The 24522-nt window shown below is 50.0% G+C and carries 18 protein-coding genes, 1 tRNA gene and 4 pseudogenes; 15 read left to right on the top strand and 8 right to left on the bottom strand.

Features of this window, described 5'->3' with window-relative positions:
• The first annotated feature begins 405 nt into the window (after nucleotides 1-405).
• The 6 genes from mepS to yejF all read left to right on the top strand — a co-directional run bounded on the left by mepS (nucleotide 406) and on the right by yejF (nucleotide 8547).
• Nucleotides 406-978: a bifunctional murein DD-endopeptidase/murein LD-carboxypeptidase gene (mepS, locus tag AC3G3F_RS18065; RefSeq protein WP_053510488.1), complete on the top strand. Its 573-nt coding sequence runs from the start codon at nucleotides 406-408 to the stop codon at nucleotides 976-978.
• 374 nt (nucleotides 979-1352) lie between these two features.
• Nucleotides 1353-2909, top strand: coding sequence for a cyclic di-GMP phosphodiesterase (locus AC3G3F_RS18060; RefSeq protein WP_053510490.1), 1557 nt, complete (start codon nucleotides 1353-1355; stop codon nucleotides 2907-2909).
• A gap of 106 nt (nucleotides 2910-3015) precedes the next feature.
• Nucleotides 3016-4827, top strand: coding sequence for an extracellular solute-binding protein (locus tag AC3G3F_RS18055; protein ID WP_063390628.1), 1812 nt, complete (start codon nucleotides 3016-3018; stop codon nucleotides 4825-4827).
• Between the two features lie 9 nt (nucleotides 4828-4836).
• The gene (locus AC3G3F_RS18050) at nucleotides 4837-5931 is read left to right on the top strand and encodes a microcin C ABC transporter permease YejB (protein WP_000501623.1); all 1095 of its coding nucleotides are present in this window, start codon (nucleotides 4837-4839) and stop codon (nucleotides 5929-5931) included.
• The gene (locus tag AC3G3F_RS18045) at nucleotides 5931-6956 is read left to right on the top strand and encodes an ABC transporter permease (RefSeq protein ID WP_001137762.1); all 1026 of its coding nucleotides are present in this window, start codon (nucleotides 5931-5933) and stop codon (nucleotides 6954-6956) included. Before AC3G3F_RS18050 ends, AC3G3F_RS18045 begins: the two co-directional genes overlap by 1 nt.
• A gap of 1 nt (nucleotide 6957) precedes the next feature.
• Entirely contained in the window at nucleotides 6958-8547 is a 1590-nt protein-coding gene (gene yejF, locus AC3G3F_RS18040; RefSeq protein WP_053510507.1) for a microcin C ABC transporter ATP-binding protein YejF, read from the top strand.
• Nucleotides 8548-8550: 3 nt separating this feature from the next.
• Here the strand turns inward: yejF and AC3G3F_RS18035 are convergent, their stop codons facing one another.
• The 3 genes from AC3G3F_RS18035 to rsuA form a co-directional block, all read right to left on the bottom strand.
• Nucleotides 8551-8895, bottom strand: a complete 345-nt coding sequence (locus AC3G3F_RS18035; RefSeq protein ID WP_023248354.1) for a YejG family protein — start codon at nucleotides 8893-8895, stop codon at nucleotides 8551-8553.
• Between the two features lie 394 nt (nucleotides 8896-9289).
• Complete coding sequence (locus AC3G3F_RS18030; RefSeq protein ID WP_070803815.1) at nucleotides 9290-10480, bottom strand: Bcr/CflA family multidrug efflux MFS transporter; 1191 nt, start codon at nucleotides 10478-10480, stop codon at nucleotides 9290-9292.
• A gap of 27 nt (nucleotides 10481-10507) precedes the next feature.
• Nucleotides 10508-11203: a 16S rRNA pseudouridine(516) synthase RsuA gene (gene rsuA, locus AC3G3F_RS18025; protein WP_053510511.1), complete on the bottom strand. Its 696-nt coding sequence runs from the start codon at nucleotides 11201-11203 to the stop codon at nucleotides 10508-10510.
• A 151-nt stretch (nucleotides 11204-11354) separates the two neighbouring features.
• Between rsuA and radD the strand changes: the two genes are divergently transcribed.
• Entirely contained in the window at nucleotides 11355-13115 is a 1761-nt protein-coding gene (radD, locus tag AC3G3F_RS18020) for a DNA repair helicase RadD (protein ID WP_070803814.1), read from the top strand.
• Between the two features lie 124 nt (nucleotides 13116-13239).
• The gene (gene rplY / locus AC3G3F_RS18015) at nucleotides 13240-13524 is read left to right on the top strand and encodes a 50S ribosomal protein L25 (RefSeq protein ID WP_000494191.1); all 285 of its coding nucleotides are present in this window, start codon (nucleotides 13240-13242) and stop codon (nucleotides 13522-13524) included.
• A gap of 115 nt (nucleotides 13525-13639) precedes the next feature.
• Here the strand turns inward: rplY and yejK are convergent, their stop codons facing one another.
• Nucleotides 13640-14647 carry a nucleoid-associated protein YejK gene (yejK, locus tag AC3G3F_RS18010; RefSeq protein WP_000050812.1) on the bottom strand — a complete coding sequence of 336 codons (1008 nt, stop codon included), beginning with the start codon at nucleotides 14645-14647 and terminating at the stop codon, nucleotides 13640-13642.
• 180 nt (nucleotides 14648-14827) lie between these two features.
• On the opposite strand from yejK, the gene AC3G3F_RS18005 reads away from it, so the two are divergent.
• From AC3G3F_RS18005 to AC3G3F_RS17990, 4 genes and pseudogenes are all read left to right on the top strand, one after another.
• On the top strand, nucleotides 14828-15055 hold the full coding sequence (locus AC3G3F_RS18005; RefSeq protein WP_001135903.1) for a YejL family protein: 228 nt from the start codon (nucleotides 14828-14830) through the stop codon (nucleotides 15053-15055).
• Nucleotides 15056-15086: 31 nt separating this feature from the next.
• On the top strand, nucleotides 15087-16847 hold the full coding sequence (gene yejM / locus AC3G3F_RS18000) for an LPS biosynthesis-modulating metalloenzyme YejM (protein WP_070803813.1): 1761 nt from the start codon (nucleotides 15087-15089) through the stop codon (nucleotides 16845-16847).
• A gap of 73 nt (nucleotides 16848-16920) precedes the next feature.
• Nucleotides 16921-16997 (top strand) — tRNA-Pro (locus AC3G3F_RS17995).
• Between the two features lie 310 nt (nucleotides 16998-17307).
• A pseudogene (locus AC3G3F_RS17990) lies at nucleotides 17308-17397 on the top strand (SOS response-associated peptidase); the annotation flags it as partial.
• 219 nt (nucleotides 17398-17616) lie between these two features.
• On the opposite strand, the gene AC3G3F_RS17985 reads toward AC3G3F_RS17990, so the two are convergent.
• The 3 genes and pseudogenes from AC3G3F_RS17985 to AC3G3F_RS17975 all read right to left on the bottom strand — a co-directional run.
• Nucleotides 17617-18420: a DUF4198 domain-containing protein gene (locus AC3G3F_RS17985; RefSeq protein ID WP_023248359.1), complete on the bottom strand. Its 804-nt coding sequence runs from the start codon at nucleotides 18418-18420 to the stop codon at nucleotides 17617-17619.
• 15 nt (nucleotides 18421-18435) lie between these two features.
• Nucleotides 18436-20319 (bottom strand): TonB-dependent hemoglobin/transferrin/lactoferrin family receptor, encoded by a 1884-nt coding sequence (locus AC3G3F_RS17980; RefSeq protein ID WP_230327651.1) that lies wholly within the window; start codon nucleotides 20317-20319, stop codon nucleotides 18436-18438.
• Nucleotides 20320-20820: 501 nt separating this feature from the next.
• Nucleotides 20821-20928: pseudogene (locus AC3G3F_RS17975) on the bottom strand (DNA polymerase V subunit UmuD); the annotation flags it as partial.
• Between the two features lie 203 nt (nucleotides 20929-21131).
• On the opposite strand from AC3G3F_RS17975, the gene AC3G3F_RS17970 reads away from it, so the two are divergent.
• The gene (locus AC3G3F_RS17970) at nucleotides 21132-22370 is read left to right on the top strand and encodes a sialidase family protein (protein WP_077944553.1); all 1239 of its coding nucleotides are present in this window, start codon (nucleotides 21132-21134) and stop codon (nucleotides 22368-22370) included.
• Between the two features lie 69 nt (nucleotides 22371-22439).
• Here AC3G3F_RS17970 and AC3G3F_RS17965 read toward each other — a convergent pair.
• Nucleotides 22440-22585 (bottom strand): annotated as a pseudogene (locus AC3G3F_RS17965) (tail fiber assembly protein); the annotation flags it as partial.
• Nucleotides 22586-23152: 567 nt separating this feature from the next.
• Here AC3G3F_RS17965 and AC3G3F_RS17960 point away from each other — a divergent pair.
• Together AC3G3F_RS17960 and AC3G3F_RS17955 are read left to right on the top strand one after the other, a co-directional pair.
• A pseudogene (locus AC3G3F_RS17960) lies at nucleotides 23153-23330 on the top strand (ISL3 family transposase); the annotation flags it as partial.
• Nucleotides 23331-23655: 325 nt separating this feature from the next.
• Entirely contained in the window at nucleotides 23656-24483 is an 828-nt protein-coding gene (locus tag AC3G3F_RS17955; protein ID WP_023248362.1) for a LysR family transcriptional regulator, read from the top strand.
• Nucleotides 24484-24522 lie beyond the last annotated feature (39 nt).

Below are 24522 nucleotides of genomic sequence, written 5' to 3'. Positions count from 1 at the left end.
AATTAACATTACCTTCAGCGATACTTTTGCATCGTTGAAGGTAATTTATGATGATCCCCCCCCGCCTATCATCTTTTGGTCATATTATTCCTCTGCAAAATGAACAGGTTGCCCACTTTTTAAACGATTTGCGCTTAATTTGACCAGTACTGATGGCTCACTTTTCGTATCATAAATTCTTATAAAAAATCACGCGAAATTGCTCGCAATGACAACAACGATCGGGTAATCTCAAATTCGTTTTGCCTCGCCAGATAATTATTCTCATTGCGAATAAATTTGTGCGTTCCGCCACAGATTTGTGCTCAAAGAATTGTCTCAAGCTGTGCAGGTAATTAGTCTCATCACGTTTGGCATTTTTATAACGATATTTATCGTTAAGGACTTCAAGGGAAAACAAACAACATGGTCAAATCTCAACCGATTTTGAGATATATCTTGCGCGGGATTCCCGCGATTGCAGTTGCGGTTCTGCTTTCTGCTTGTAGCACGACCACCAATACCGCAAAGAATATGCATTCTGAGACGCATGCTGTGGGCAATAGCGATAGCTCTTCACTGCAAGCCTCTCAGGATGAATTTGAAAGCATGGTGCGTAACCTCGACGTTAAGTCGCGGATTATGGATCAGTATGCTGACTGGAAAGGCGTGCGTTATCGCCTGGGCGGCAGCACTAAGAAAGGCGTCGACTGTTCCAGCTTTGTACAACGCACCTTCCGGGAACAGTTTGGTTTAGAGCTTCCGCGCTCAACCTATGAACAGCAGGAAATGGGCAAAGCAGTGTCACGCAACAACCTGCGTACGGGCGATCTGGTTCTGTTCCGCGCCGGCTCCACTGGTCGTCATGTCGGTATTTATATCGGTAATAACCAGTTTGTCCATGCGTCTACCAGTAGCGGCGTCATTATCTCCAGTATGAACGAACCGTACTGGAAAAAACGTTACAACGAAGCGCGTCGAGTTCTGAGCCGCAGTTAATCTTCGTCAGGCAGCACTTCCCTTGGCTTACCTGATGAGACGATATCAAAAGCACTGCTTCGGCAGTGCTTTTGCTTATTATCCCTTCTGAATCCGTTTTGCAGAATAGCGTATTCGGCCTGGCAGACTACACCGCCAGGCGACGATATACCGGATGGCGACGCGTGGCGTCTTATCCGGTCTACAACACACGAACATAGGCCTGATAAGCATAGCGCCATCAGGCATTCAGGTCGTATCACCCAGCCACTACTGTGGCAATACGCTTTCCTGCGCATCACAGAAAAGCATGACTATACGGGGTAATCCAGGCTATAGTCTTATAAATCAACCAGTTTAACCGGCATCCGCCCTTTCAGGTCACACCAGGAATTATGCTTACACGCGACTCCTCTTCCGGTCGGAAAATCCTGCTTACCTGTATCATTACGGGGATGGCGGCAGCATTACTTATTGGTAGCCTGCAATTTTTCCTGTCGTGGCATAAACGGGATGTTAAATACAATACGCTCCTTTCTGATGTACAACATTATCTTGTCAGCTATTTCGCCGACCTGAAAGCCACCACCGATATTCTTCAGCCGTTGACGATCAACACCTGTCAGCAGGTTGGCGCAGAACTCACCTCAAGAGCCGCTTTTAGCCTCAATGTGCGCGCCTTCTTATTGATTAAAGATAAAAAAGTCTTCTGTTCTTCCGCCACTGGCGTCATGAATATGCCGCTTCAGCAACTGGTACCGGAGATAGATATCCGTAAAAACGTTGATATGGCGATTCTGCCCGGCACGCCAATGATGCCCAACAAACCGGCAATGGTGATTTGGTATCGAAATCCATTATTAAATGACAGCGGCGTATTCACATCGCTGAATATTAACCTGACGCCCTACTTACTCTATACCACGCGCCAGGACGATTTTAACGGCATCGCTCTGATTGTCGGCAATACCGTGCTGTCGACCTTTTCTTCGCGTCTGCTGACCGTCGCGGAGCTGCCAGGCACGCCATCACGACAGGCAACCATCAGCGGCCTGCCGCTTAAAATACAGCTTTATGCCGATAGCTGGACCTACAATGATTTGTGGTATGCGTTGATGCTGGGCTGTATTAGCGGCATCGTGGCGGGGTTTATCTGTTACTTTATCTATGCCCTCCGGACGCGACCAGGCAAAGAGATTTTAACGGCAATCAAACACGAGCAGTTTTATGTGGTTTATCAGCCCGTCGTCGATACTCGTACGCTGAGCGTCACCGGGCTTGAAGTCTTACTACGCTGGCGTCACCCTACGGCAGGAGAGATTCCGCCGGATGCCTTTATCCACTATGCCGAAGCGCAGCAACTTATCGTACGGTTAACGCAGCATCTGTTCGAGCTGATCGCCCGCGACGCTCCCACGCTACAGAAGGTGATGCCCGTCGGCGCCAAATTTGGCATTAACATCGCGCCGGAACATCTGCACAGCGACAGTTTTAAAGAGGATATGCACCGGCTCAGGGACGCCCTGCCCGCGCGCCATTTTCATATTGTGCTGGAAATCACTGAACGCGATATGCTTCAGCAGCATGAAGCGGCCAAGCTGTTCGAATGGCTGCATTCCGCCGGGTTTGAAATCGCCGTGGATGATTTCGGTACAGGCCATAGCGCCCTGATCTATCTGGAGCGATTTACGTTAGATTATCTGAAAATTGATCGCGGCTTTATCCAGGCGATCGGCACGGAAACCGTCACGTCGCCGGTTCTGGATACCGTGCTGACGCTCTCCAGGCGCCTGAATATGCTGACGGTGGCCGAGGGCGTTGAAACGCCGGAGCAGGCCCGTTGGCTACGCGATCATGGTGTTAATTATTTGCAGGGGTACTGGATTAGCCGTCCTTTACCCCTTAAAGATTTCGTGCTGTGGATGTCGGCGCCTTCTGTGCCTGAATGGTAGTCCCCTTATGGTTTTAACGGATTCACATCAGACGCGACGTCACTTATTATTCAGCGAGACGCCTGTTGGCTTGCAACAGACGATACGATAAGGAAACCGCCTTCAGATGATTGCGCGCGTAATGCTTCTGCTTGTCGCCCTGGTTAGCGCTGGTGCCCAGGCCCAAGCCCAGGCGATCAAAGAAAGCTACGCTTTTGCCGTACTCGGCGAACCTAAGTATGCTTTTAACTTTGATCACTTTGATTATGTGAATCCTGCTGCGCCGAAAGGCGGTCAAATGACGCTTTCCGCTATTGGCACGTTCGATAATTTCAACCGCTACTCGCTGCGCGGCAATCCCGGCGTACGTACCGAAGCCCTTTACGATACGCTTTTTACCACCTCGGATGATGAACCCGGAAGCTATTATCCACTGATTGCCGACCATGCCCGCTATGCCGCCGACTATTCCTGGGTGGAAATTACGATTAATCCCCGCGCCCGTTTTCACGATGGTACGCCCATTACCGCCCGCGATGTGGCCTTTACTTTTCATAAGTTTATGACCGAAGGTGTACCGCAGTTTCGTCTGGTCTATAAAGGCACTACCGTGAAGGCGATTGCGCCTTTAACCGTGCGAATTGAGCTGGCGAAGCCTGGTAAAGAAGACATGCTTAGCCTGTTTTCATTACCGATCATGCCCGAAAAATTCTGGAAAAATCACAAACTCAGCGATCCGCTTTCAACGCCTCCCTTAGCCAGCGGGCCATACCGGATTACTCAGTGGAAAATGGGCCAGTACATTGTCTATTCACGCGTCAAAAACTACTGGGCGGCTAATCTGCCGGTCAATCGTGGACGTTTTAACCTCGACACTATCCGCTACGATTACTACCTTGATGACAATGTCGCTTTCGAAGCGTTTAAAGCGGGCGCATTTGATCTACGGCTGGAAAACGATGCTAAAAACTGGGCGACGCGCTATATCGGTAAAAATTTCGATAATCATTACATCATTAAAGAAGAGCAGAAAAACGAGTCGGCGCAGGACACTCGCTGGCTGGCCTTTAACATTCAGCGCCCGGTATTTAAAGACCGACGGGTACGTGAAGCCGTCACCCTGGCCTTCGATTTTGAGTGGATGAATAAAGCGCTGTTCTATAATGCCTGGAGCCGAACCAACAGTTACTTCCAGAATACCGAATACGCCGCCAGAAATTACCCTGACGCCGACGAACTGGTATTACTCGCACCGATGAAAAAAGATCTTCCTCCTGAAGTCTTCACTCAGATCTATCAGCCGCCGGTCTCTAACGGCGACGGCTACGATCGCGAAAATCTTCTTAAAGCTGACGCCTTGTTGACGCAGGCCGGATGGGTGATCAACGGACAGCAACGGGTCAATAGCGTCACCGGTAAGCCTCTGACGTTTGAACTTCTCCTTCCTGCCAGCAGTAATAGCCAGTGGGTTCTGCCCTTCCAGCATAATCTTCAGCGTCTGGGCATTACGATGACTATCCGTCAGGTTGATAATTCTCAACTCACCAATCGGATGCGTAGCCGCGACTATGACATGATGCCGAGGCTATGGCGGGCGATGCCCTGGCCCAGTTCCGATCTACAAATCTCATGGGCGTCGGAATACATTAACTCCAGTTATAACGCTCCCGGCGTACAAAGCCCGGTGGTTGATAAACTGATCGCGCAAATTATCGCAGCGCAGGGTGATAAAGCGAAACTGGTGCCGCTGGGACGGGCGCTGGATCGCGTGCTGACCTGGAACTATTACATGCTGCCGATGTGGTATATGGCGCAAGACAGGCTCGCCTGGTGGGATAAATTCTCCCATCCGGCGATTCGCCCGGTATATACCATCGGGTTAGATACCTGGTGGTATGATGTCAACAAAGCCGCCAAACTACCGGCAGCCAGGAGGTAGCGAGAACGAATGGGCGCCTATCTTATCCGCCGTCTGTTACTGGTGATCCCCACGCTATGGGCCATTATTACCATTAACTTTTTTATCGTGCAGATCGCTCCCGGCGGCCCTGTCGACCAGGCGATTGCCGCAATTGAGTTTGGTCAGGGCGGCGCGTTGCCCGGCGCCAGCGGCGAAGGCGTTCGCGCCAGTCATGCGCAAACCGGCGTCGGCAATATCAGCGACAGCCATTATCGCGGCGGCCGAGGGCTCGATCCGGAGGTGATCGCGGAGATCACCCATCGCTACGGCTTCGACAAACCGCTGCATGAGCGTTATTTCAAGATGCTACGGGACTATCTCTCTTTTGACTTCGGCGACAGTCTGTTTCGCAGCGCATCCGTACTGACGCTGATCAAAGATAGTCTTCCCGTCTCTATTACCTTAGGTTTATGGAGTACGCTGATTATTTATCTGGTGTCTATCCCGCTGGGGATTCGCAAAGCCGTCCATAACGGCAGCCGCTTTGATGTGTGGAGCAGCGCGTTTATCATTATCGGTTATGCGATCCCTGCCTTTCTGTTCGCTATTTTATTAATCGTCTTTTTTGCCGGCGGCAGCTACTACGATATCTTTCCGCTGCGTGGCCTGGTCTCCGCCAACTTTGACACGTTACCGTGGTACCAGAAAATCACCGATTATTTGTGGCATATTACGCTACCGGTGTTGGCGACCGTCATTGGCGGTTTTGCCGCCCTGACGATGCTGACGAAAAATTCGTTTCTCGACGAGGTACGTAAACAGTATGTCGTTACCGCTCGTGCTAAAGGCGTTAGTGAAAAAAACATTCTCTGGAAACACGTATTTCGTAACGCCATGCTGTTGGTCATCGCCGGTTTTCCCGCCACCTTTATCAGTATGTTTTTTACCGGATCGCTGCTGATTGAAGTCATGTTCTCGCTCAACGGCCTGGGACTGCTGGGTTACGAAGCCACCGTTTCGCGCGACTATCCGGTGATGTTCGGTACGCTTTATATCTTTACCCTGATTGGCTTATTACTGAATATCCTGAGCGATATCAGCTATACGCTGGTCGATCCACGCATTGATTTTGAGGGACGATAATGCCGCGATTAAGCCCGGTCAATCAGGCGCGCTGGGCGCGTTTCCGCCATAATCGCCGGGGCTACTGGTCGCTATGGATTTTTTTGGTCGTATTCAGCCTGAGCTTATGCGCGGAACTGATTGCTAACGATAAACCATTGCTGGTGCGCTATGAAGGCCAGTGGTATTTTCCGCTGGTGAAAAATTACAGCGAGCGCGATTTCGGCGGCCCGCTGGCGACAACAGCGGATTATCAAGACCCCTGGCTACAACGGCAGCTTGAGAATAGGGGCTGGGTGTTGTGGGCGCCCGTACGTTTTGGCGCCAATACCATTAACTTTGCCACTACACAACCTTTCCCCTCCCCGCCTTCGGCGAAAAACTGGCTGGGCACCGATGCGAATGGCGGCGACGTTTTCGCCCGCATCCTGTACGGCACCCGCATTTCTATTTTATTCGGCCTGATGTTAACGATTTGCTCCAGCGTCATGGGCGTACTGGCGGGCGCGTTACAGGGCTATTATGGCGGCAAAGTCGATTTATGGGGACAACGTCTCATTGAAGTCTGGTCGGGGATGCCGACCCTGTTTCTGATCATTTTACTTTCCAGCGTGGTGCAGCCTAACTTCTGGTGGCTGCTGGCTATAACCGTGCTGTTTGGCTGGATGAGTCTGGTGGGCGTCGTGCGCGCCGAGTTTTTACGGACCCGCAATTTTGACTATATCCGCGCCGCGCAGGCGCTTGGCGTCAGCGATCGTGACATTATCCTGCGTCATATGTTGCCTAATGCGATGGTCGCTACCCTGACATTTTTACCGTTCATTTTATGTAGTTCCATCACTACTCTGACGTCGCTGGATTTTCTGGGATTCGGTCTGCCGCTTGGCTCTCCTTCTCTCGGCGAACTTCTCTTACAGGGGAAAAACAACTTACAGGCACCCTGGCTGGGGATCGCCGCCTTTCTGTCTGTCGCCATTCTGTTATCGCTGCTGATTTTTATTGGCGAAGCGGTACGCGACGCCTTTGATCCTGCCAGGGCGGTATAAGATGACATCTCCATTGCTTGCAATTGAAAATTTATCGGTAGGTTTCCGTCAGCAACAGAACGTGCGTCCTGTCGTTAACGCCATCTCGTTACAGGTGAACGCCGGGGAAACGCTGGCGCTGGTCGGCGAGTCCGGGTCAGGAAAAAGCGTGACGGCGCTTTCCATTCTGCGTCTTTTGCCTACCCCTCCCGTCGTCTACCTCTCCGGCGATATTCGTTTTCACGGCGAATCATTGCTTCATGCCAGCGAGCAGACGCTACGCGGCGTGCGCGGCAATAGAATCGCCATGATTTTTCAGGAACCGATGGTTTCACTTAACCCGCTGCATACGCTGGAAAAACAGCTCTATGAAGTACTGTCGCTCCATCGGGGAATGCGTCGGGAGGCGGCAAGGGCTGAGATTATCAATTGTCTCGATCGGGTCGGCATCCGCCAGGCGACTCAGCGTCTGCGCGATTATCCTCATCAGCTTTCCGGCGGCGAGCGCCAGCGCGTCATGATCGCCATGGCGCTGTTAACACGGCCGGAATTACTTATCGCCGATGAGCCGACCACCGCCCTCGACGTCTCCGTACAGGCGCAGATTTTACACCTGCTGCGGGAACTCCAGCGCGAGCTCAATATGGGATTGCTGTTTATCACCCATAATCTCAGCATTGTAAAAAAACTGGCGGATTCGGTGGCGGTAATGCAATACGGCAATTGCGTAGAGTACCAACGCGCCGACACGCTGTTATCCGCGCCGACTCATCCGTACACGCAAAAACTACTCAACAGCGAACCCGCAGGCGATCCGGTCCCTCTCCCCGCCGGGCAGGCGCCATTGCTGGAAGTGGACAGGCTGCGTGTCGCCTTCCCGATCCGCAAAGGCATTCTGAAGCGCGTCGTGGATCATAATGTGGTGGTTAACAATATCAGTTTCACCCTGCATCCAGGCGAAACGCTGGGTCTGGTCGGCGAGTCAGGGTCGGGGAAAAGTACCACCGGTCTGGCGCTGTTACGGCTTATCCACTCCGAAGGCCGCATCGTATTTGACGGTCAATCGCTGGATACGTTAAACCGCCGCCAGCTTTTACCTGTTCGCCACCGTATCCAGGTCGTATTTCAGGACCCGAATTCATCGCTAAACCCGCGTTTAAACGTCTTGCAAATTATCGAAGAAGGCTTGCGCGTCCACCAGCCCACGCTTTCAGGCGCGCAGCGCGAACAGCAGGTGGAAGCGGTCATGATGGAAGTCGGCCTGGACCCGGAAACGCGGCATCGTTATCCCGCTGAGTTTTCCGGCGGCCAGCGTCAACGTATCGCCGTCGCCAGGGCGCTGATTTTAAAACCGTCGCTTATCATTCTGGATGAACCGACCTCATCGCTGGATAAAACCGTTCAGGCGCAGATTCTTGCTCTCCTGAAATCGCTACAGCAAAAGCATCGTCTGGCCTATATCTTCATTAGCCACGATCTGCAGGTAGTCCGCGCGCTGTGTCATCAGGTTATCGTGCTGCGGCAGGGGGAAGTCGTTGAACAGGGGCAATGCGAGCGCGTGTTTACCGCACCGCAACAGGCGTATACGCGTCAGCTACTCGCGTTAAGCTGACGCTTAAAAAGGATTATGGTTAGAAAAAGGTTCCGCTATCGCCACGCCGAAATTTTTCAACCGGCAGGTGGCGGCGAACTCATCCTGACGATTAACGAACAGGCATGGTTCCCCTTCGCACTCCAGCACGGAGCAAGGGACTTCAATATCGCTTAGCGCCTGGCTGAGCTTATGCATCACCGACCACGCGCTATCGCCTGCCGGACTCAACAGTTTAAGCGCCACCAGACTATTCTCGGTGCTCTGCCCGTTTTGCGGAATCGGTTCAACCTTTGACCCCGCGAAACCCGCCGACCAGCGATAGTTTTGCGGCAGGCGATGAACAATTGAGAGCTGTAATGTATTCACTTTCTTTCCCCGGAAGCACAATTACTTCACAATTTATTTACATCAATATTAACACATCATTGACAATCCGTCCTTAAACAGATTGCTAACGCCCGTATCTCCGTCAGTGGCTCTACAGCAAGCGGGTGTTAAAATATTTTTACCGGCGCGGAGATAACGGCGGGCTATATGTACCCGTTTCTGCGATCTAACTCAACCTTTTTAACTACAATGATGTGACTTTTTACATAAATGGATTTTACATAAAATAAACATAAAGAAGGGAAATGATGAATTGGTAATTGATATACATCAACTACGGAAGCCGTTTGGCTTTGCCATCGTGTAGCTGATAGCGTCCCTCAACGCTTCCTGCGCGTTCTTCGCCAGTCATTTGAGGGACACACCACGCCGGTCACCGTTTTTTGGGACGGCTGGCGTAGAGATAAAACAGAATGGAACAGGCGGCGCAAAGCGCAATCGACCAGATCATCGGCCACGCGCTGGTAAAGGTAGCCAGTGACAGCAACGCGCCGACGATGGCGCCAATACCAAAACGGAAGGTGCCCGCCAACGAAGATGCCGTTCCGGCCATATGCGGAAACTCATCCAAAATGACCGCCATCGCATTGGACGAAACCATCGACACACAGCCGACAAACGCCGCAACGCCGACCACCAGCGCCCAGAATCCAATGCCCATCAGCGCGCTGAAAACCATCCACGCCGCCATCGCAAACTGAATCCATAGCCCGGCCCGAAACATGTTTAACGCCCCTACTCGTCTGACAAAACGGCTGTTGATAATCGTCATCACAAACAGGAATACGATGTTCAATGCGAAGTAGTAGCCGAAATCCTGCGGCGGAACATGATTAATTTCGATATAGACAAATGGCCCTGCGCTCAAAAAAGAGAACATACCGGCAAAACTAAACCCGCTCGCCAGCATATAACTCAGTACGCGTTTGTGGCGAAACAATGCAGCAAAGTTACCTATTGTGATACGAATATGAAAAGGCTGACGCCGCTCAACGGGAAGCGTCTCTTTAATCAGAGCAAAGATCATGACTGACGCCAGAATCGCCGCGATGGCCAGTATCCAGAAGATATAGTGCCAGCTTAACCATACCAACACCCAGCCGCCGACAATGGGCGCCATTAACGGCGCTATCGTGGTGACCAGCATGACAAACGACATCATGCGCGAAAACTCTTCCTTTGGATAAATATCCCGCATCAGCGCATTGATGACGACGCTTGCCGCCGCTGCCGCCAAACCGTGAAAGAAACGCATCACGATCAGTTGATCGATAGTCTGCGCCAACGCACAGGCGACCGCCGCTGCGGCAAACACCAGCGTCCCGCCCAGGATGACTGGCTTACGCCCGAGGCTATCCGCCATCGGACCATAGATAAGCTGACCCAGCGCAAACCCCAGAATATAGGTGCTGAGCGTCATCTGCGCGCTACCGGCAGGCACGCCGAATTGTGCAGAAATCACCGGCAGCGCTGGAAGATACATATCAATCGACAGCGGCATTAACATGGCCAAAAGGCCAAGGATAAAGACAATGGCAAAGGAAGAGTGCTGCCGGGTAGTCACATCGAGCTCCTGAATTTAACGAGATAGTTAGCCGACGCTGGCGATTTCTTCTTCAGTCAACGGGCGATACTCGCCGGGAGCCAGATTCTCATCCAGCGTAATGGCGCCAATCCGTTCGCGGTGCAGTTCCACAACGTGATTGCCTACCGCGGCAAACATGCGCTTCACCTGATGATAACGGCCTTCGCTGATGGTCAGACGGACCTGCACAGGCGTTACCACCTCCAGCGTAGCGGGTTTAGTAAGATCTTTTTCATTATGCAACTGCACACCTTTAGCAAATTGCGCCGCCGTATCGTCTGCCACCGGAGTCTCCAGGGTCACCAGATAGGTTTTTTCACAATGATGGCGCGGCGACGTAATGCGGTGCGACCACTGACCGTCATCTGTCATTAACACCAGACCGGTAGTATCGATATCCAGACGTCCTGCGGCATGCAGCTTATACGCCACCGGCTCATCCAGGAAATACAGCACCGTTGGATGATCGGGATCGTCGGTTGAACAAACGTATCCCTGCGGCTTGTTAAGCATAAAATAGCGTGGCCCGTGTTGCTGCGCTAAGGGATTACCGTCATACGCAACCGCATGTTCCGGGAGCAGTTTGAAGGCCGCATTTTTAATGATGTCGCCATCGACGGTAACGCGGTTACCACGAATTTCACGCCCGGCAATAGCGCGGCTGACGCCAAGCTGCTGAGCGATAAATTTATCAAGTCGCATGTATGTGATTTAGCCTGTAAGAATACGGAAATCGGGCATTCTACCCGAAAAAAGGAAATTGCTATCCGCTCAGTATAGCGGGCTAACTATATCCCTCAAGGGAAATGATTCATGGCATACTATTCCCGGAACCGTTTAATGTAGTGAGACCATGATTTTTACACTCCGCCCCTACCAGCAAGAAGCCGTAGACGCCACGCTCAGCCACTTTCGCCGCCACCGTACCCCTGCCGTGATTGTTCTGCCGACCGGCGCAGGTAAAAGCCTGGTGATCGCCGAACTGGCTCGCGTCGCCCGCGGACGGGTACTGGTGTTGGCGCATGTGAAGGAGCTGGTCGCGCAGAACCACGCCAAATATTGCGCTCTGGGGCTGGAAGCGGATATTTTCGCCGCCGGCCTCAAACGTAAAGAAAGTCAAGGTAAGGTCGTGTTCGGCAGCGTACAGTCGGTGGCGCGTAATCTTGACGCCTTCCAGGAGGAGTTTTCGCTGTTGATTGTCGATGAATGCCACCGCATCGGCGACGCTGAAGATAGTCAGTATCAGCAAATCCTCACTCACCTGAGTAAAGTTAATCCTCACTTACGTCTGCTTGGGCTAACCGCCACGCCTTTCCGCCTCGGAAAAGGCTGGATTTATCAATTTCATTATCACGGTATGGTGCGCGGCAACGAGAACGCTCTGTTTCGCGACTGTATTTATGAACTGCCGCTGCGCTATATGATTAAACACGGCTATCTGACGCCGCCGGAGCGTCTTGATATGCCGGTCGTACAATATGATTTCAGCCGCCTGCAGGCCCAAAGCAATGGGCTGTTCAGCGAAGCCGACCTGAACCGCGAGCTGAAAAAGCAGCAACGGATTACGCCGCACATCATCAGCCAGATTATGGAATTTGCGCAGACGCGCAAAGGCGTGATGATTTTCGCCGCCACGGTCGAACATGCGAAAGAGATTGTCGGCCTGCTTGCGGCGGACGACGCGGCGTTGATTACCGGCGATACGCCAGGGCCCGAGCGCGACGCGCTGATTGATGATTTCAAGGCGCAGCGTTTTCGCTATCTGGTTAACGTCTCGGTGCTGACCACCGGCTTTGACGCCCCGCACGTTGATCTCATCGCGATTCTGCGCCCCACCGAGTCAGTTAGTCTTTACCAACAAATTGTCGGGCGTGGTCTGCGCCTTGCGCCGGGAAAGACCGATTGCCTGATTCTTGATTACGCTGGTAACCCGCACGACCTGTATGCTCCGGAGGTCGGCAGCCCGAAAGGAAAAAGCGATAACGTCCCTGTCCAGGTATTTTGCCCGGCCTGCGGCTTTGCCAACACCTTCTGGGGGAAAACCACTACCAACGGTACGCTGATTGAACACTTTGGCCGTCGCTGCCAGGGCTGGTTTGACGATGATGACGGTCATCGCGAGCAGTGCGATTTTCGCTTCCGCTTTAAAAACTGCCCACAGTGTAATGCCGAAAACGATATTGCCGCCCGACGCTGCCGGGAATGTGACGCCATTCTGGTCGATCCGGACGATATGTTAAAAGCGGCGCTCAGGCTCAAGGATGCGCTAGTCCTGCGCTGTAGCGGAATGACAATGCAGCATGGGCAGGATGAGAAAGGCGAATGGCTGAAAATCACTTACTATGACGAGGACGGCGCGGATGTCAGTGAGCGCTTCCGCTTACACACGCCCGCCCAGCGTACCGCTTTCGAACAGCTATTTATTCGCCCGCATACCCGCACGCCCGGCGTTCCTTTACGCTGGATCACGGCGGCGGATATTGTCGCACAGCAGGCGCTGTTGCGGCATCCCGATTTTGTGGTCGCGCGGATGAAAGGCCAGTACTGGCAGGTGCGTGAAAAAGTGTTCGACTATGAAGGCCGCTTCCGCCGGGCGCACGAATTACGTGGTTAATCGCACTTTTCATTGATGTAACGGCGATTTGAGTATAGAATCTCGCCCGCTTTTGCATACGCAAAGCAGATCACTTACCTGTTGCTGGGTCGCCTGTAGCAGGAATTATTAAAGAGAGATTTAAATGTTTACTATCAACGCAGAAGTACGTAAAGAGCAGGGTAAGGGTGCGAGCCGCCGCCTGCGCGCCGCTAACAAGTTCCCGGCAATCATCTACGGCGGTTCTGAAGCCCCGATTGCTATCGAACTGGACCACGACCAGGTGATGAACATGCAAGCTAAAGCTGAATTCTACAGCGAAGTTCTGACCCTCGTTGTTGACGGTAAAGAAGTAAAAGTTAAAGCTCAGGCTGTACAGCGTCACGCTTACAAACCAAAGCTGCAGCACATCGACTTCGTTCGCGCGTAATTGTCGACACGTTGCAAGAACCCCGCTCCGGCGGGGTTTTTTTATGGCGTTTTTGGTTTTTGTAGGCCGGATAAGACGCCGCCATCCGGCATTGCCTGATGGCGCTACACTTAGGTTACTTTCCGCCCGACGTGCGCCGCTGCAACTGATCGCGCAAATTCGGCGGCGTCCCTTTGATAGTCAGCGTATCGGTTGCCGGGTCCCAGAAAATCCGCTCGCCCAGTAGCATCGCATCAAAGTTAATGGTTAACCCGCCGCCGCTGCCGGCATATTTCGTTAGCTGGCGCAGCGTACTCCGATCCGCCGGAAAACTCTCTTCCAGCTCATAGCCTTTTTCGGCGGTAAATTCGCTGAAACTTACCTCACTGACGCCGGAAAGCTCCTTCGACAGCGATTCCAGCTCAATCTCTTCCCCGGCTTGTAACTGTTCGTTACAGTAGCTGTAAACCTGTTGACGCACGTTCTGACGTTCTGCTTTATCCAACTGCGCTTCTGCGGTGAAATCATCTACCGCCTGCAACAGGCCTCGATTCTGCGCTTTGGCATTCAGCCCTTCACTGGCACCGAGGAAATCCATAAAAAAGTCAGCGACCTTGCGCCCTACCCGACCTTTGAGAAACGTCAGATAGCGGGTCGATTGCGGATTAGTTTCCCACTCGGTAAGATCGATACGCGCCACGATATCCGCATGGTTGATATCAAGATAATGCGTCGGGTTAATGTCCAGATTTTCATTTACCCGCATACTGCTCAGGTTGTTCAGTACCGTAACCAGCAGATACTCCACCGCCAGGTAACGATAATGGCAGAACAGCACAATGCCGCCGTCCGCAAAGGGATACTTCGCCAGTTCGTCCCGCAGGCGTCCGGTCGCCGCCCGGCTAAAGGCAAGAAAATCTTCTTCCCCCTGACGTTGCAACCGCAGCGCTTGCGCCAGTTCACTCTCTTCGCTAAACAGGCCATACGCCTTATTCTTGGCGCTATAGACCCGATGCAGTTCAGCCACCATCTCGACAACGGTGGTTGTCGGCTCCAGCAATGAATCGCGCAAGACCAGCTCAAGATTTTGCTCATCGCGCTTGATAAGCTGGTGCAGGGCAATCTGGTTGATATCCAGACTCATGATAAACTCTCCTTTAAGACCGGGCGGTATTCAACCACCGCCTGCCGGAAGACGCAAGCCGATCGCCCTGTCATTTCAGGCGTTATCCGTAACGCGAATGATTTAGGGGATAAAAATGCAGAAAAAAAACTGTTGCTACGGTAATATGTTGCCCTTTCATGAACAAACAGATTTTGATTTATGCCACAACTCTCCCGCTATAGTGATGAACATGTTGAACAATTACTGAGCGAACTGCTCAGCGTACTGGAAAAACATAAGGCGCCGACCGATCTTTCCCTGATGGTGCTGGGAAACATGGTCACCAACCTTATCAATACCAGCGTTGCGCCAGCTCAACGCCAGGCGATTGCGAACTCTTTTGCCCGCGCATTGCAGTCTTCGATTAGCGAAGACAAAGCGCACTAAAAAGCCGACTCCGGAGAAACAAGCGACAGGTATGGTAACTCATCGTCAGCGCTACCGTGAAAAAGTCTCCCAGATGGTTAGCTGGGGGCACTGGTTCGCTCTGTTCAATATACTGTTGGCTACGCTGCTCGGCAGCCGTTACCTGTTTGTCGCCGACTGGCCGACAACGCTTGCAGGTCGTATATACTCTTACCTGAGCATTGTCGGGCACTTTAGCTTTCTGGTGTTCGCCGCCTATTTGCTTATTCTTTTTCCGCTCACGTTTATCGTGATGTCCCAGCGGCTGATGCGGTTTTTATCGGCTATTCTGGCGACGGCGGGTATGACGTTATTGCTTATCGACAGCGAGGTCTTTACCCGTTTTCACCTGCATCTTAATCCCATTGTCTGGGAGCTGGTCATCAACCCTGACCAGAACGAAATGGCGCGCGACTGGCAGCTTATGTTTATTAGCGTGCCGGTTATCTTATTGATTGAGATGTTATTTGCGACATGGAGTTGGCAAAAGCTGCGCAGCCTCACGCGCCGCCGCCATTTCGCAAGGCCGCTTGCGGCATTCTTTTTCGTCTCCTTTATCGCATCGCACCTTATCTACATCTGGGCAGACGCTAATTTTTATCGACCAATTACCATGCAGCGGGCAAACCTGCCGCTCTCTTATCCGATGACGGCGCGACGTTTTCTTGAAAAACACGGTCTGCTGGATGCGCAGGAGTATCAGCGCCGTCTGGTAGAGCAAGGCAATCCGGAAGCGGTCTCTGTACAGTACCCGCTCAGCGATTTGCACTATCGCGACATGGGCACCGGTCAGAATGTGCTGCTCATTACTGTAGACGGCCTGAACTATTCTCGCTTTGAGAAACAGATGCCGGAGCTGGCTAAATTCGCTGAACAAAACATCGACTTCACCCGTCACATGAGTTCAGGGAATACCACTGACAACGGTATTTTCGGCCTATTTTATGGTGTATCGCCGGGCTACATGGATGGCGTGTTATCCACCAGAACGCCTGCGGCGCTCATTACCGCGTTGAATCAGCAAGGCTACCAACTGGGACTGTTTTCCTCGGATGGCTTCACCAGCCCGCTTTACCGGCAGGCATTACTGTCCGATTTTTCGATGCCGGCAGCGCAGACGCAGTCTGATGCGCAGACGGCCAGCCAGTGGATAGACTGGCTTGGGCGCTATGCACAGGAAGATAACCGCTGGTTCTCATGGGTATCATTTAACGGTACTAACATTGATGACAGCAATCAGAAGAATTTTGTTAAACGCTACGCCAGCGCCGCCAGCGACGTGGATGCGCAAATCAGTCGGGTTCTGAACGCACTGCGTGAGGCCGGTAAACTCGACAATACCGTCGTGATCATTACCGCTGGTCGCGGCATACCGCTAACGCCGGAAGAAAACCGCTTCGCCTGGTCGCGAGGACATCTGCAAGTGCCGCTGGTGATCCACTGGCCGGGGACGCCTGCGCAGCATATTAATGTGCTTACCGACCATACCGATGTGATGACTACGTTGATGCAACGCCTGTTACACGTCAGTACGCCAGCGAACGAATATTCACAGGGCCAGGACATCTTTACCGTTCCACGTCGCCATAATTGGGTAACGGCGGCAGACGGTAGTACACTGGCAATTACGACGCCGCAAATGACCCTGGTGCTCAATAATAACGGTAATTATCAGACATATGACTTACACGGCGAAAAGATCAAAGATCAGAAGCCGCAGCTCAGTCTGCTGCTGCAAGTGCTGACAGATGAGAAACGTTTTATCGCTAACTGATTAATTATAAATCAGTTAGCACCGCCTCCCCTTGCATTCGCGATGGAAAGCGGTAGTATTAGCACCCACAAGTCGGCACGTAGCGCAGCCTGGTAGCGCACCGTCATGGGGTGTCGGGGGTCGGAGGTTCAAATCCTCTCGTGCCGACCAAAATCCCTTAGAAAAACCAACCACTTAAGGTTGGTTTTTTTATGTCTGTTTTTTGTACGGGGAAGATTTCGGGAGCTATCGGGGAAAAACCCCCGAGGCCATTCATCTATTACAGGACATCAATTCAGCAGATTACATCACCTGACTCCCGTCAAACTCCCCTGATCTTGCATCGCTAATGACACACTGATCATGCCAAATACCGACGGAGCACGACGATACCCGTCTTCATCCGCTGGTAGTCGCTCTTTTTTTGACTCCAAATTGCCTGGTGAAGTCGCGGATAGCTTCTGTACTGCTTAATACGTAACCGGCTGATAAATTCCTATGCCACGCTGTAACCCGGGCTGTCGTAAATGTGAAAAATCAGGGAGCAGATTTAATTAAACCTGTTACTTAGCCTGAAGCAGGTCTTCTCCGATCATGATGGTTGCCGGCATCCACGTTACAAACTGCCCCGAAAAATATTCCTGACCTGCCCCCTATTGACGATCCCCTGCGCCCACCAGACCCGGTGACATCCCCGGTTCATAGATCACCGGGGGCAGTAATCATGCCGGATCTGGCGGACTAGTACCCCATTATAAGGGGTTAGAATAAGGCAATGCGGGTAACAGGGTTACCTACGGGTAAAGGACAGTGTCGCGGCAGTCATCGTTTCGTCGCAACGGGAAATATCGCTGTAAGCCGATTTCTGCTTTGTTAACAACAGCCATTCTCCGGCAGGCAGTTGATTTACGGTGATAATCCCTGTTGCATCACTTTTTAATATCATTTGCGAGGCATGCTCATGATGTTCAACTGTGTTTCTGTGAGAACGGTGATCGTGGTGATGCTGAGAAACATACTCCGCAGAGTTGATCTCCACTTCCGCATTCTCCAGGGGGACGTTTTTATACATTATCCTGAATTTTGCAGGATGCTCGCTAGCTTTCAGCGGATTCGTCACAGGAATGATCTCCAGCTCCTGGCCTGTCGGTTGGGCTATGACAGCCATATCAGCCGGACCTCCGGTGCCTGTGATGGTCCGGGCATATTTTGTGGCAAATTCACAGTAGGTCACATCCGGCCGCTGCTTTTTATCGGCAGCCCTCCAGCCTGCTGAGGTACGGGACCAGAACGTCGGTTTCATACTGGCGGTAATAATATAGCTTTCTGGTACCGGGATATTTTCAGCCCGATAGATATAGGCCTCCCGTGTGGGCTGCAGTGTGATGATCTGTTTTCCATCCGTCAGTCGGGGAAGGGAGAAGTAATGTTTTCTGCCAGGCAGCGTTCCCCTGTCTGGAAAATGGTGACCGTAACCAATCACTGCCACAACCTCCCTCTGTTCAGAATGAGACGTCACCCAGACATCGTGCGCCCGCACGCTGAAAGCCATAAGGGAGAGAAGAAACGTGGCTGAAACGGGTAGTGTTTTCATTTGATGTTATTCCTTTTACCATTGGTAACTCAGAAAGAAATTCAGTGAACGCCCGGGAGACGGTAGCCCCTGTACGCTATAAGCCTGCTGATTAAAAGCGTTATCCAGCACCAGAGACGCTGTCATCCCCGCTTTAGTGTCAGGAAGATGATAATCAAGCGAGAATGCATGCAGGGCATATCCGGGCTGTGTTTCTGCATCTGCTTTTACGTGACGGGCGGGAGCAACAAAGGTACTGCGCCATCCCGCCGCGAGTCCCTGACCGGGAAGGGGGAGTGCCAGAGTGCTGACAACCGTGTCCGGGTTCAGCGTTCCCAGCCACTCCCGGCTGGCATCATCCATCCCTTCCGTTCGGTTATATGACAAATCCCAGTTAAACCACCGGGTGGCGTAAGCCGCCTGAACGTCCCAGCCCCAGATTCTGGCGCGCGGAACGTTATAGGAGTAGGTTCGTTTTCCCGGCATATCGACTCGTGTGGCAATGTAATTTCTGGCATGCGTACTGAAATAGCTGCCTTTCAGCCGAAACTCATCATCTTCCGCAAACAATGAAACAAAACGCAGTCCGGCCCCTATTTCCTGAGAAGTATTGGTCTCCGGTTTCAGATCGGGATTTGGAACCCAGTAATTAGGCCGGCCGCGGGCATAAAAATGCAGGCCATCCCGGTACATTTCCTCCATTGTCGGTGCCCTGAATGCGGAAGAAACGGACCCATATATGGTGAGCCATTCAGTTGGACTGAGGGTCAGTGCCGTTCTGGGCGATAATTCCCCGGCCGTCAGTTCCCCGTACTGGGGATTGATACTCTGGTAATGATCGTAACGGATACCCGTCACCAGTGAGACAGGAAAATTCCGCAGAGTGATTTCATCCTGCAACAGGCCGGAATAAAAATTAATTTTGCCCTCCGGATAACGCGTTTCGGCTCCGGAAGGCGTGTGGCGCTGCTGGTAATACTCGACTCCCCAGGAGAAATGATGGGCTGTTGTCTGTGTCTGAATCTCACTACGGTTAAGGACCTTCATGCCGTAGGTTACGCTCTGGCGGTTCTGACTTTCCCGGCCATCAGGCCTGGCCTTAATCCGGACGTCTGAGGTATACAGACGGGTTTCCAGATCCAGCCAGCTCTGATCGGCAGGATGCAGGTTATAGCTCAACTGCGCATCGCGTTGTGTGATATGCCGTAAATACGCCGCCGGATTGCCGTTGCCCGCGCGACTCAGTGTGGGGTTACCGGGTTCTTCTGATGTATTATCATAGAGTCGGATACTGCCGCCTAAAGACTGAGCATGATCGAACTGATAGAGGCCCTTTGCGAGCAGAGCCCCAGGCTTCTCGTCATCAGGGGCGGTTCCGCCGTCACTTTGTCGAATATTTCCCCGCTGGCGTTTAATTACGGACAGGAGCCCGTCAAAGTTGTCGGTACGACCGAAGGCGGAAATACCGCCTCCCAGACTGCGATCGCCCGTTGCTCCGGAGGAAAAAATGCGCCAGCCCGCATGCCGGCCATTTTCCAGTAAATCTGCGGCACTGACGGTCTGGTAGCTGATGACCCCACCAAGGCCTCCGCTGCCATAGAGACTGGACATTGGTCCCCTGACGACTTCCGCTTTTTTGATTAATGCCGGCTCCAGGAAAGTGGCGCTGCTTTTATCCATCCCACTGTCCTGTCTGACACCGTCCACCATAACAAGCACACCGCTTTTGTCATAACCCCGCAGGTTAAATGTTTGTCCGTTGGTTCTGCCGACCCCCACGGGGGTGATACCGGCAATGCCCCGAAGAAAATCGCCGGCGGTAAAGGCTGTCCGGGTATAAGCCGCATGATTATCAATCACGTTGACGACAGAAGGTGCCTCAAAAGCTGAGATTTCGGTCCCGGTTGCGGTAATGGTCATAGTGTCCTCTGCGGGAGAGGACGCATGGCTGAAGGCGGGCATACAAAGCACAAAAATGGGATAACAGTGAATGGTTGGTAATTTCATCATGGTGTAAGAATTGTAAAAAAAGAAATGTTATAACATAACATTTTACAAAAAACACCATTTGGATATGAAGTTAACGGTTTCCCCCGTGCCACCTCCCCAGGCTGTTATCCGTAATATATTATCGTATATTACGTAATGACCTGTTTCTGACCCCCGGCTGAATCTGGGCAGCCGATGAGTATCATCCACCTTCGCTGTTTTCAGGTACAGGCTACAGTGGACCTGCGGAGGAAATGCATTCAGAACAGCATTAAATCCGGTAAATTTAATATATTTAATCTGAGTATCACCACCGGTATGTCACAGTTAAATTGTTTATCCTGCCCTGCAGTCGCATTTCCTGTATTTTTTGTATAGATCAGAATATTTCCCATAATGGTATAAGCGTACCGCAGTGTGATTTTGGTTGTCCTATATGTCGAGCCTGTCCTCACTGCCGATAGGTATAGATCGACAGCCACCGTCTATGGGAATTAACTGAACTGTCGGACGCAACTGTAACCACTTTATTATGAACTCAAATTATGGCTTTTATAAATTTTCTGTATCGCATCAATAGCCCTACATCATAAATAGTGGTCAACCGCTTGTTCGATTCTTTAATAAATTGATGGAATAATTAATCATCATTTAATTACCGTACTAACCTTTTGAAGAGAATTACCTCAAAAGACGGTTCTGTGCTATTCGTCACATAAACAGCAATAACGGTAATAATATGTTTGACCAGACATCTACTTAATCGCAGAATACTGTACATATATCCACTACTGGATATATGTACACATCAATTAATTAAGGAAGGAAAGAGTATGACTGTAGAAAAATCCGTGGTTTTTAAAGCTGAAGGTGAGCATTTTACTGATCAGAAAGGCAACACTATTGTCGGTAGCGGCTCTGGGGGAACAACCAAATATTTTCGAATTCCAGCAATGTGTACAACCTCAAAAGGTACCATTGTTGTATTTGCTGATGCGCGCCATAACACTGCCAGCGATCAGTCCTTTATTGACACAGCAGTGGCCCGTAGCATAGATGGTGGGAAAACATGGAGTAAAAAAATTGCGATTTATAATGACCGTGTCAACAGTAAACTTTCCCGCGTCATGGATCCCACGTGCATCGTGGCGAATATTCAGGGAAGCGAAACAATCTTCGTCATGGTCGGGAAATGGAATAATAATGATAAAACATGGGGCGCATACAGAGATAAAGCTCCAGATACTGACTGGGATTTGGTTTTATATAAATCAACTGATGATGGCGTTACCTTTTCAAAGGTAGAAACGAACATCCATGATATAGTAACTAAAAATGGAACGATATCTGCAATGCTTGGCGGTGTTGGATCTGGTATTCAGCTAAATGACGGTAAACTGGTTTTCCCGGTACAAATGGTTCGTACTAAAAATATCACCACAGTTCTAAATACATCATTCATATACTCCACTGATGGCATAACATGGTCATTGCCATCAGGATACTGTGAGGGTTTTGGTTCAGAAAATAACATCATAGAATTTAATGCTTCTTTGGTTAATAACATCAGAAACTCTGGCCTCCGCCGTTCTTTTGAAACAAAAGATTTTGGAAAAACATGGGCTGAATTTCCACCGATGGACAAGAAGGTTGACAACAGGAATCATGGAGTACAAGGTTCAACAATTACTATTCCATCAGGCAATAAACTTGTCGCGGCTCACTCATCCGCGCAGAACAAGAATAATGACTATACCAGAAGTGATATCTCTCTCTACGTTCACAATCTATACTCCGGGGAAGTAAAGTTAATTGATGATTTTTATCCGAAAGTCGGTAATGCCAGTGGGGCGGGTTACTCTTGTCTTTCATATCGTAAAAATACAGATAAAGAAACACTGTATGTTGTCTATGAAGCCAATGGAAGTATTGAGTTCCAGGACCTCAGCCGTCATTTACCCGTAATAAAATCATACAATTAAACATCAAAAAATAGCCATTGCTGCTATATGTTATATATAGCAGCAGTTTCTGCTACATAGCTATATTTTTTATCGCTGAGCTGGTTTTTCCGGCAAGTCAGCATTTGAGGCATCAATCCGATTTACCACCCTATATTTTTCCATTCGTCGAGCTGCGCTTTCTCATCATCTGTTGCAATTCCAGGATCAACGGCATCCGGTAATGGTGCGGCTTTCAGTCATTTAAAAACGGCGCCATGGGGTGTCGAAGGTTCTAATTCTCTTGTGCCGACCAATCAATCATCTGTACCAGTCTACAGTCATGCAGACTGTAGACTGGTACAGAACCCCCTTAAGAAGTTGTGCTCTTGCATCCACGGTTTAAATGTCTGTGCTGTGACCGATCGGTCAGTCGACCAAAAACCAACCAGCCACAAACTTTATTTTCCCTAATAAATTCAATTAATTATTGGGATAACTGTAATGCAAAAGCCACGAGCACTCACCACTATCGGGATAAAAAATACCCGCTGAATCATTAAAGTAATGGATTATGCCCTTACCCGCTCTGCAAACGCAAAACGCTGCGTGAATGACTACTGGATCTATTGATTGGTCAGCTTTATGAACATGGTTGCAGTGAACTCAAATCCCGCCTCAACCCCTCCGTTAATTATCTTCCGGGTAGTCTGTCCTCAAATGCTTTACTGGCGATCCGCAGAATAAACCAGGAAGACATCCTTGCCCGCCAGCGGTGAAGAAGAGCTCCCACCTTAACGATAAACTGCTCGCCCCCCCCTCTACAAGTTGCTCAACAGCTAAGCAGAGGGTTCACCAGTATCAGCGAAAACAGCTTCATTGAGCTTCAGCGTGTTGCAGCCTGGATGGAAGCTGATGCTGCAGCAATATGTGAAGCTATTAATAGCAGGCGTGACGGTGTAGTCGGAGTATGCGAATCGTCTCAAAATGCTGAAACGGTAGATGCACGCGTGAGCCCGATTCGAGCCAATGAGACGACGGGGGATGAGTTCTCTGGCGTGAAGGGCGCTATTCCTATTGAATATAATGCATTTATTTCTTCTGTATAAAAATAAATCAGCCAGAAAACACCTCAATATTCATAACAATCATCTATTAAAATAATACAATTGATAGTCACACACTATTATTTATTAAAGCAACGTCAATACTTATCGCTTTTTGCACTAAAAACGGCAAAAAAAATTTTTTTCGATAAAAATTTCAAATTAGAATTTCCTGTAAATAAAGACTAGAATTATTACTAATTATTGCCGAGTAAATAGATATGGGTATTTTCATTTCAAAAAAGTTAAAATATTTTATAATGGCTATGGAAAAGCGTTCTTTTGCCAGTGCTTCTGAAGCATTGTGTATCACACGCTCACCATTAAGCAAAGCAATCACTGAAATTGAAGAGCATCTAGACGGCAAATTATTTATCAGAAAACATAACGATTTAATACCCACACCTCTGGCAATAGAATATTATAAAAAATGCAAACCGATATACGAAGATTTATTAAAGCTGGAGCAAAACAAAACGGTAAAATCATATAAGATAATTTTCGACAGTTATTTTCCTTTGAGTTTTGTAAATTTCTTACGCGATTTTATTGAGGCGCCAGGTATTGAATTCCGCGTTGAACACACAATTATTACACCTGAGAACCTATTCTCTCTTAAAAATGAAAACAAAATATTTATAACTTTCAATGACATAATTGACATTCCGGATGAAAATAAATCCTTATTGACAACCGGAGGCTTGCTCATGCTATCACCATTTATCCCATCAAATAATAACGTATTCGTCTGCAAAGATATTTATATTAATTTCCTGAAAAATATATTTTCAAAAATTTTAGGAGATTTTTTACGTGACATTAACTTTGTTGAACACACTTACGATCTTTCCTCTTTGATCTACAAAGTAAAAAATGGTGACGGCCATGCATTGCTCACCAACAAATTAGCACAGTACTATAACCTCAATGGAATAAAAAAAACGCCAATAAAAGAATATAACAGTCGCTTAGTCATTTATCATGATGCGTCTGTTCTGGATAGCAGACCTTTGTTAAAATTGAAACAAATACTTAATGATTTTATTTAGTAAAAAACCGCCTTTTTAGAAGGCGGTTTTAGTACCAAT

The organism is Salmonella sp. FC25216 (assembly GCF_057751355.1).
Note: the sequence above shows the minus strand (reverse complement) of the source record. Positions and strands in the feature narration are given on the sequence as shown.

Coding starts and splice junctions, on each gene's coding strand:
- yejK (WP_000050812.1), bottom strand. CDS start 14,647: ATGAGTCTGGATATCAACCAGATTGCCCTGCACCAGCTTATCAAGCGC.
- AC3G3F_RS18050 (WP_000501623.1), top strand. CDS start 4,837: ATGGGCGCCTATCTTATCCGCCGTCTGTTACTGGTGATCCCCACGCTA.
- AC3G3F_RS18045 (WP_001137762.1), top strand. CDS start 5,931: ATGCCGCGATTAAGCCCGGTCAATCAGGCGCGCTGGGCGCGTTTCCGC.
- rsuA (WP_053510511.1), bottom strand. CDS start 11,203: ATGCGACTTGATAAATTTATCGCTCAGCAGCTTGGCGTCAGCCGCGCT.
- AC3G3F_RS18005 (WP_001135903.1), top strand. CDS start 14,828: ATGCCACAACTCTCCCGCTATAGTGATGAACATGTTGAACAATTACTG.
- rplY (WP_000494191.1), top strand. CDS start 13,240: ATGTTTACTATCAACGCAGAAGTACGTAAAGAGCAGGGTAAGGGTGCG.
- mepS (WP_053510488.1), top strand. CDS start 406: ATGGTCAAATCTCAACCGATTTTGAGATATATCTTGCGCGGGATTCCC.
- yejM (WP_070803813.1), top strand. CDS start 15,087: ATGGTAACTCATCGTCAGCGCTACCGTGAAAAAGTCTCCCAGATGGTT.
- yejF (WP_053510507.1), top strand. CDS start 6,958: ATGACATCTCCATTGCTTGCAATTGAAAATTTATCGGTAGGTTTCCGT.
- AC3G3F_RS17985 (WP_023248359.1), bottom strand. CDS start 18,420: ATGAAAACACTACCCGTTTCAGCCACGTTTCTTCTCTCCCTTATGGCT.
- radD (WP_070803814.1), top strand. CDS start 11,355: ATGATTTTTACACTCCGCCCCTACCAGCAAGAAGCCGTAGACGCCACG.
- AC3G3F_RS18055 (WP_063390628.1), top strand. CDS start 3,016: ATGATTGCGCGCGTAATGCTTCTGCTTGTCGCCCTGGTTAGCGCTGGT.
- AC3G3F_RS17980 (WP_230327651.1), bottom strand. CDS start 20,319: ATGACCATTACCGCAACCGGGACCGAAATCTCAGCTTTTGAGGCACCT.
- AC3G3F_RS17955 (WP_023248362.1), top strand. CDS start 23,656: ATGGGTATTTTCATTTCAAAAAAGTTAAAATATTTTATAATGGCTATG.
- AC3G3F_RS18060 (WP_053510490.1), top strand. CDS start 1,353: ATGCTTACACGCGACTCCTCTTCCGGTCGGAAAATCCTGCTTACCTGT.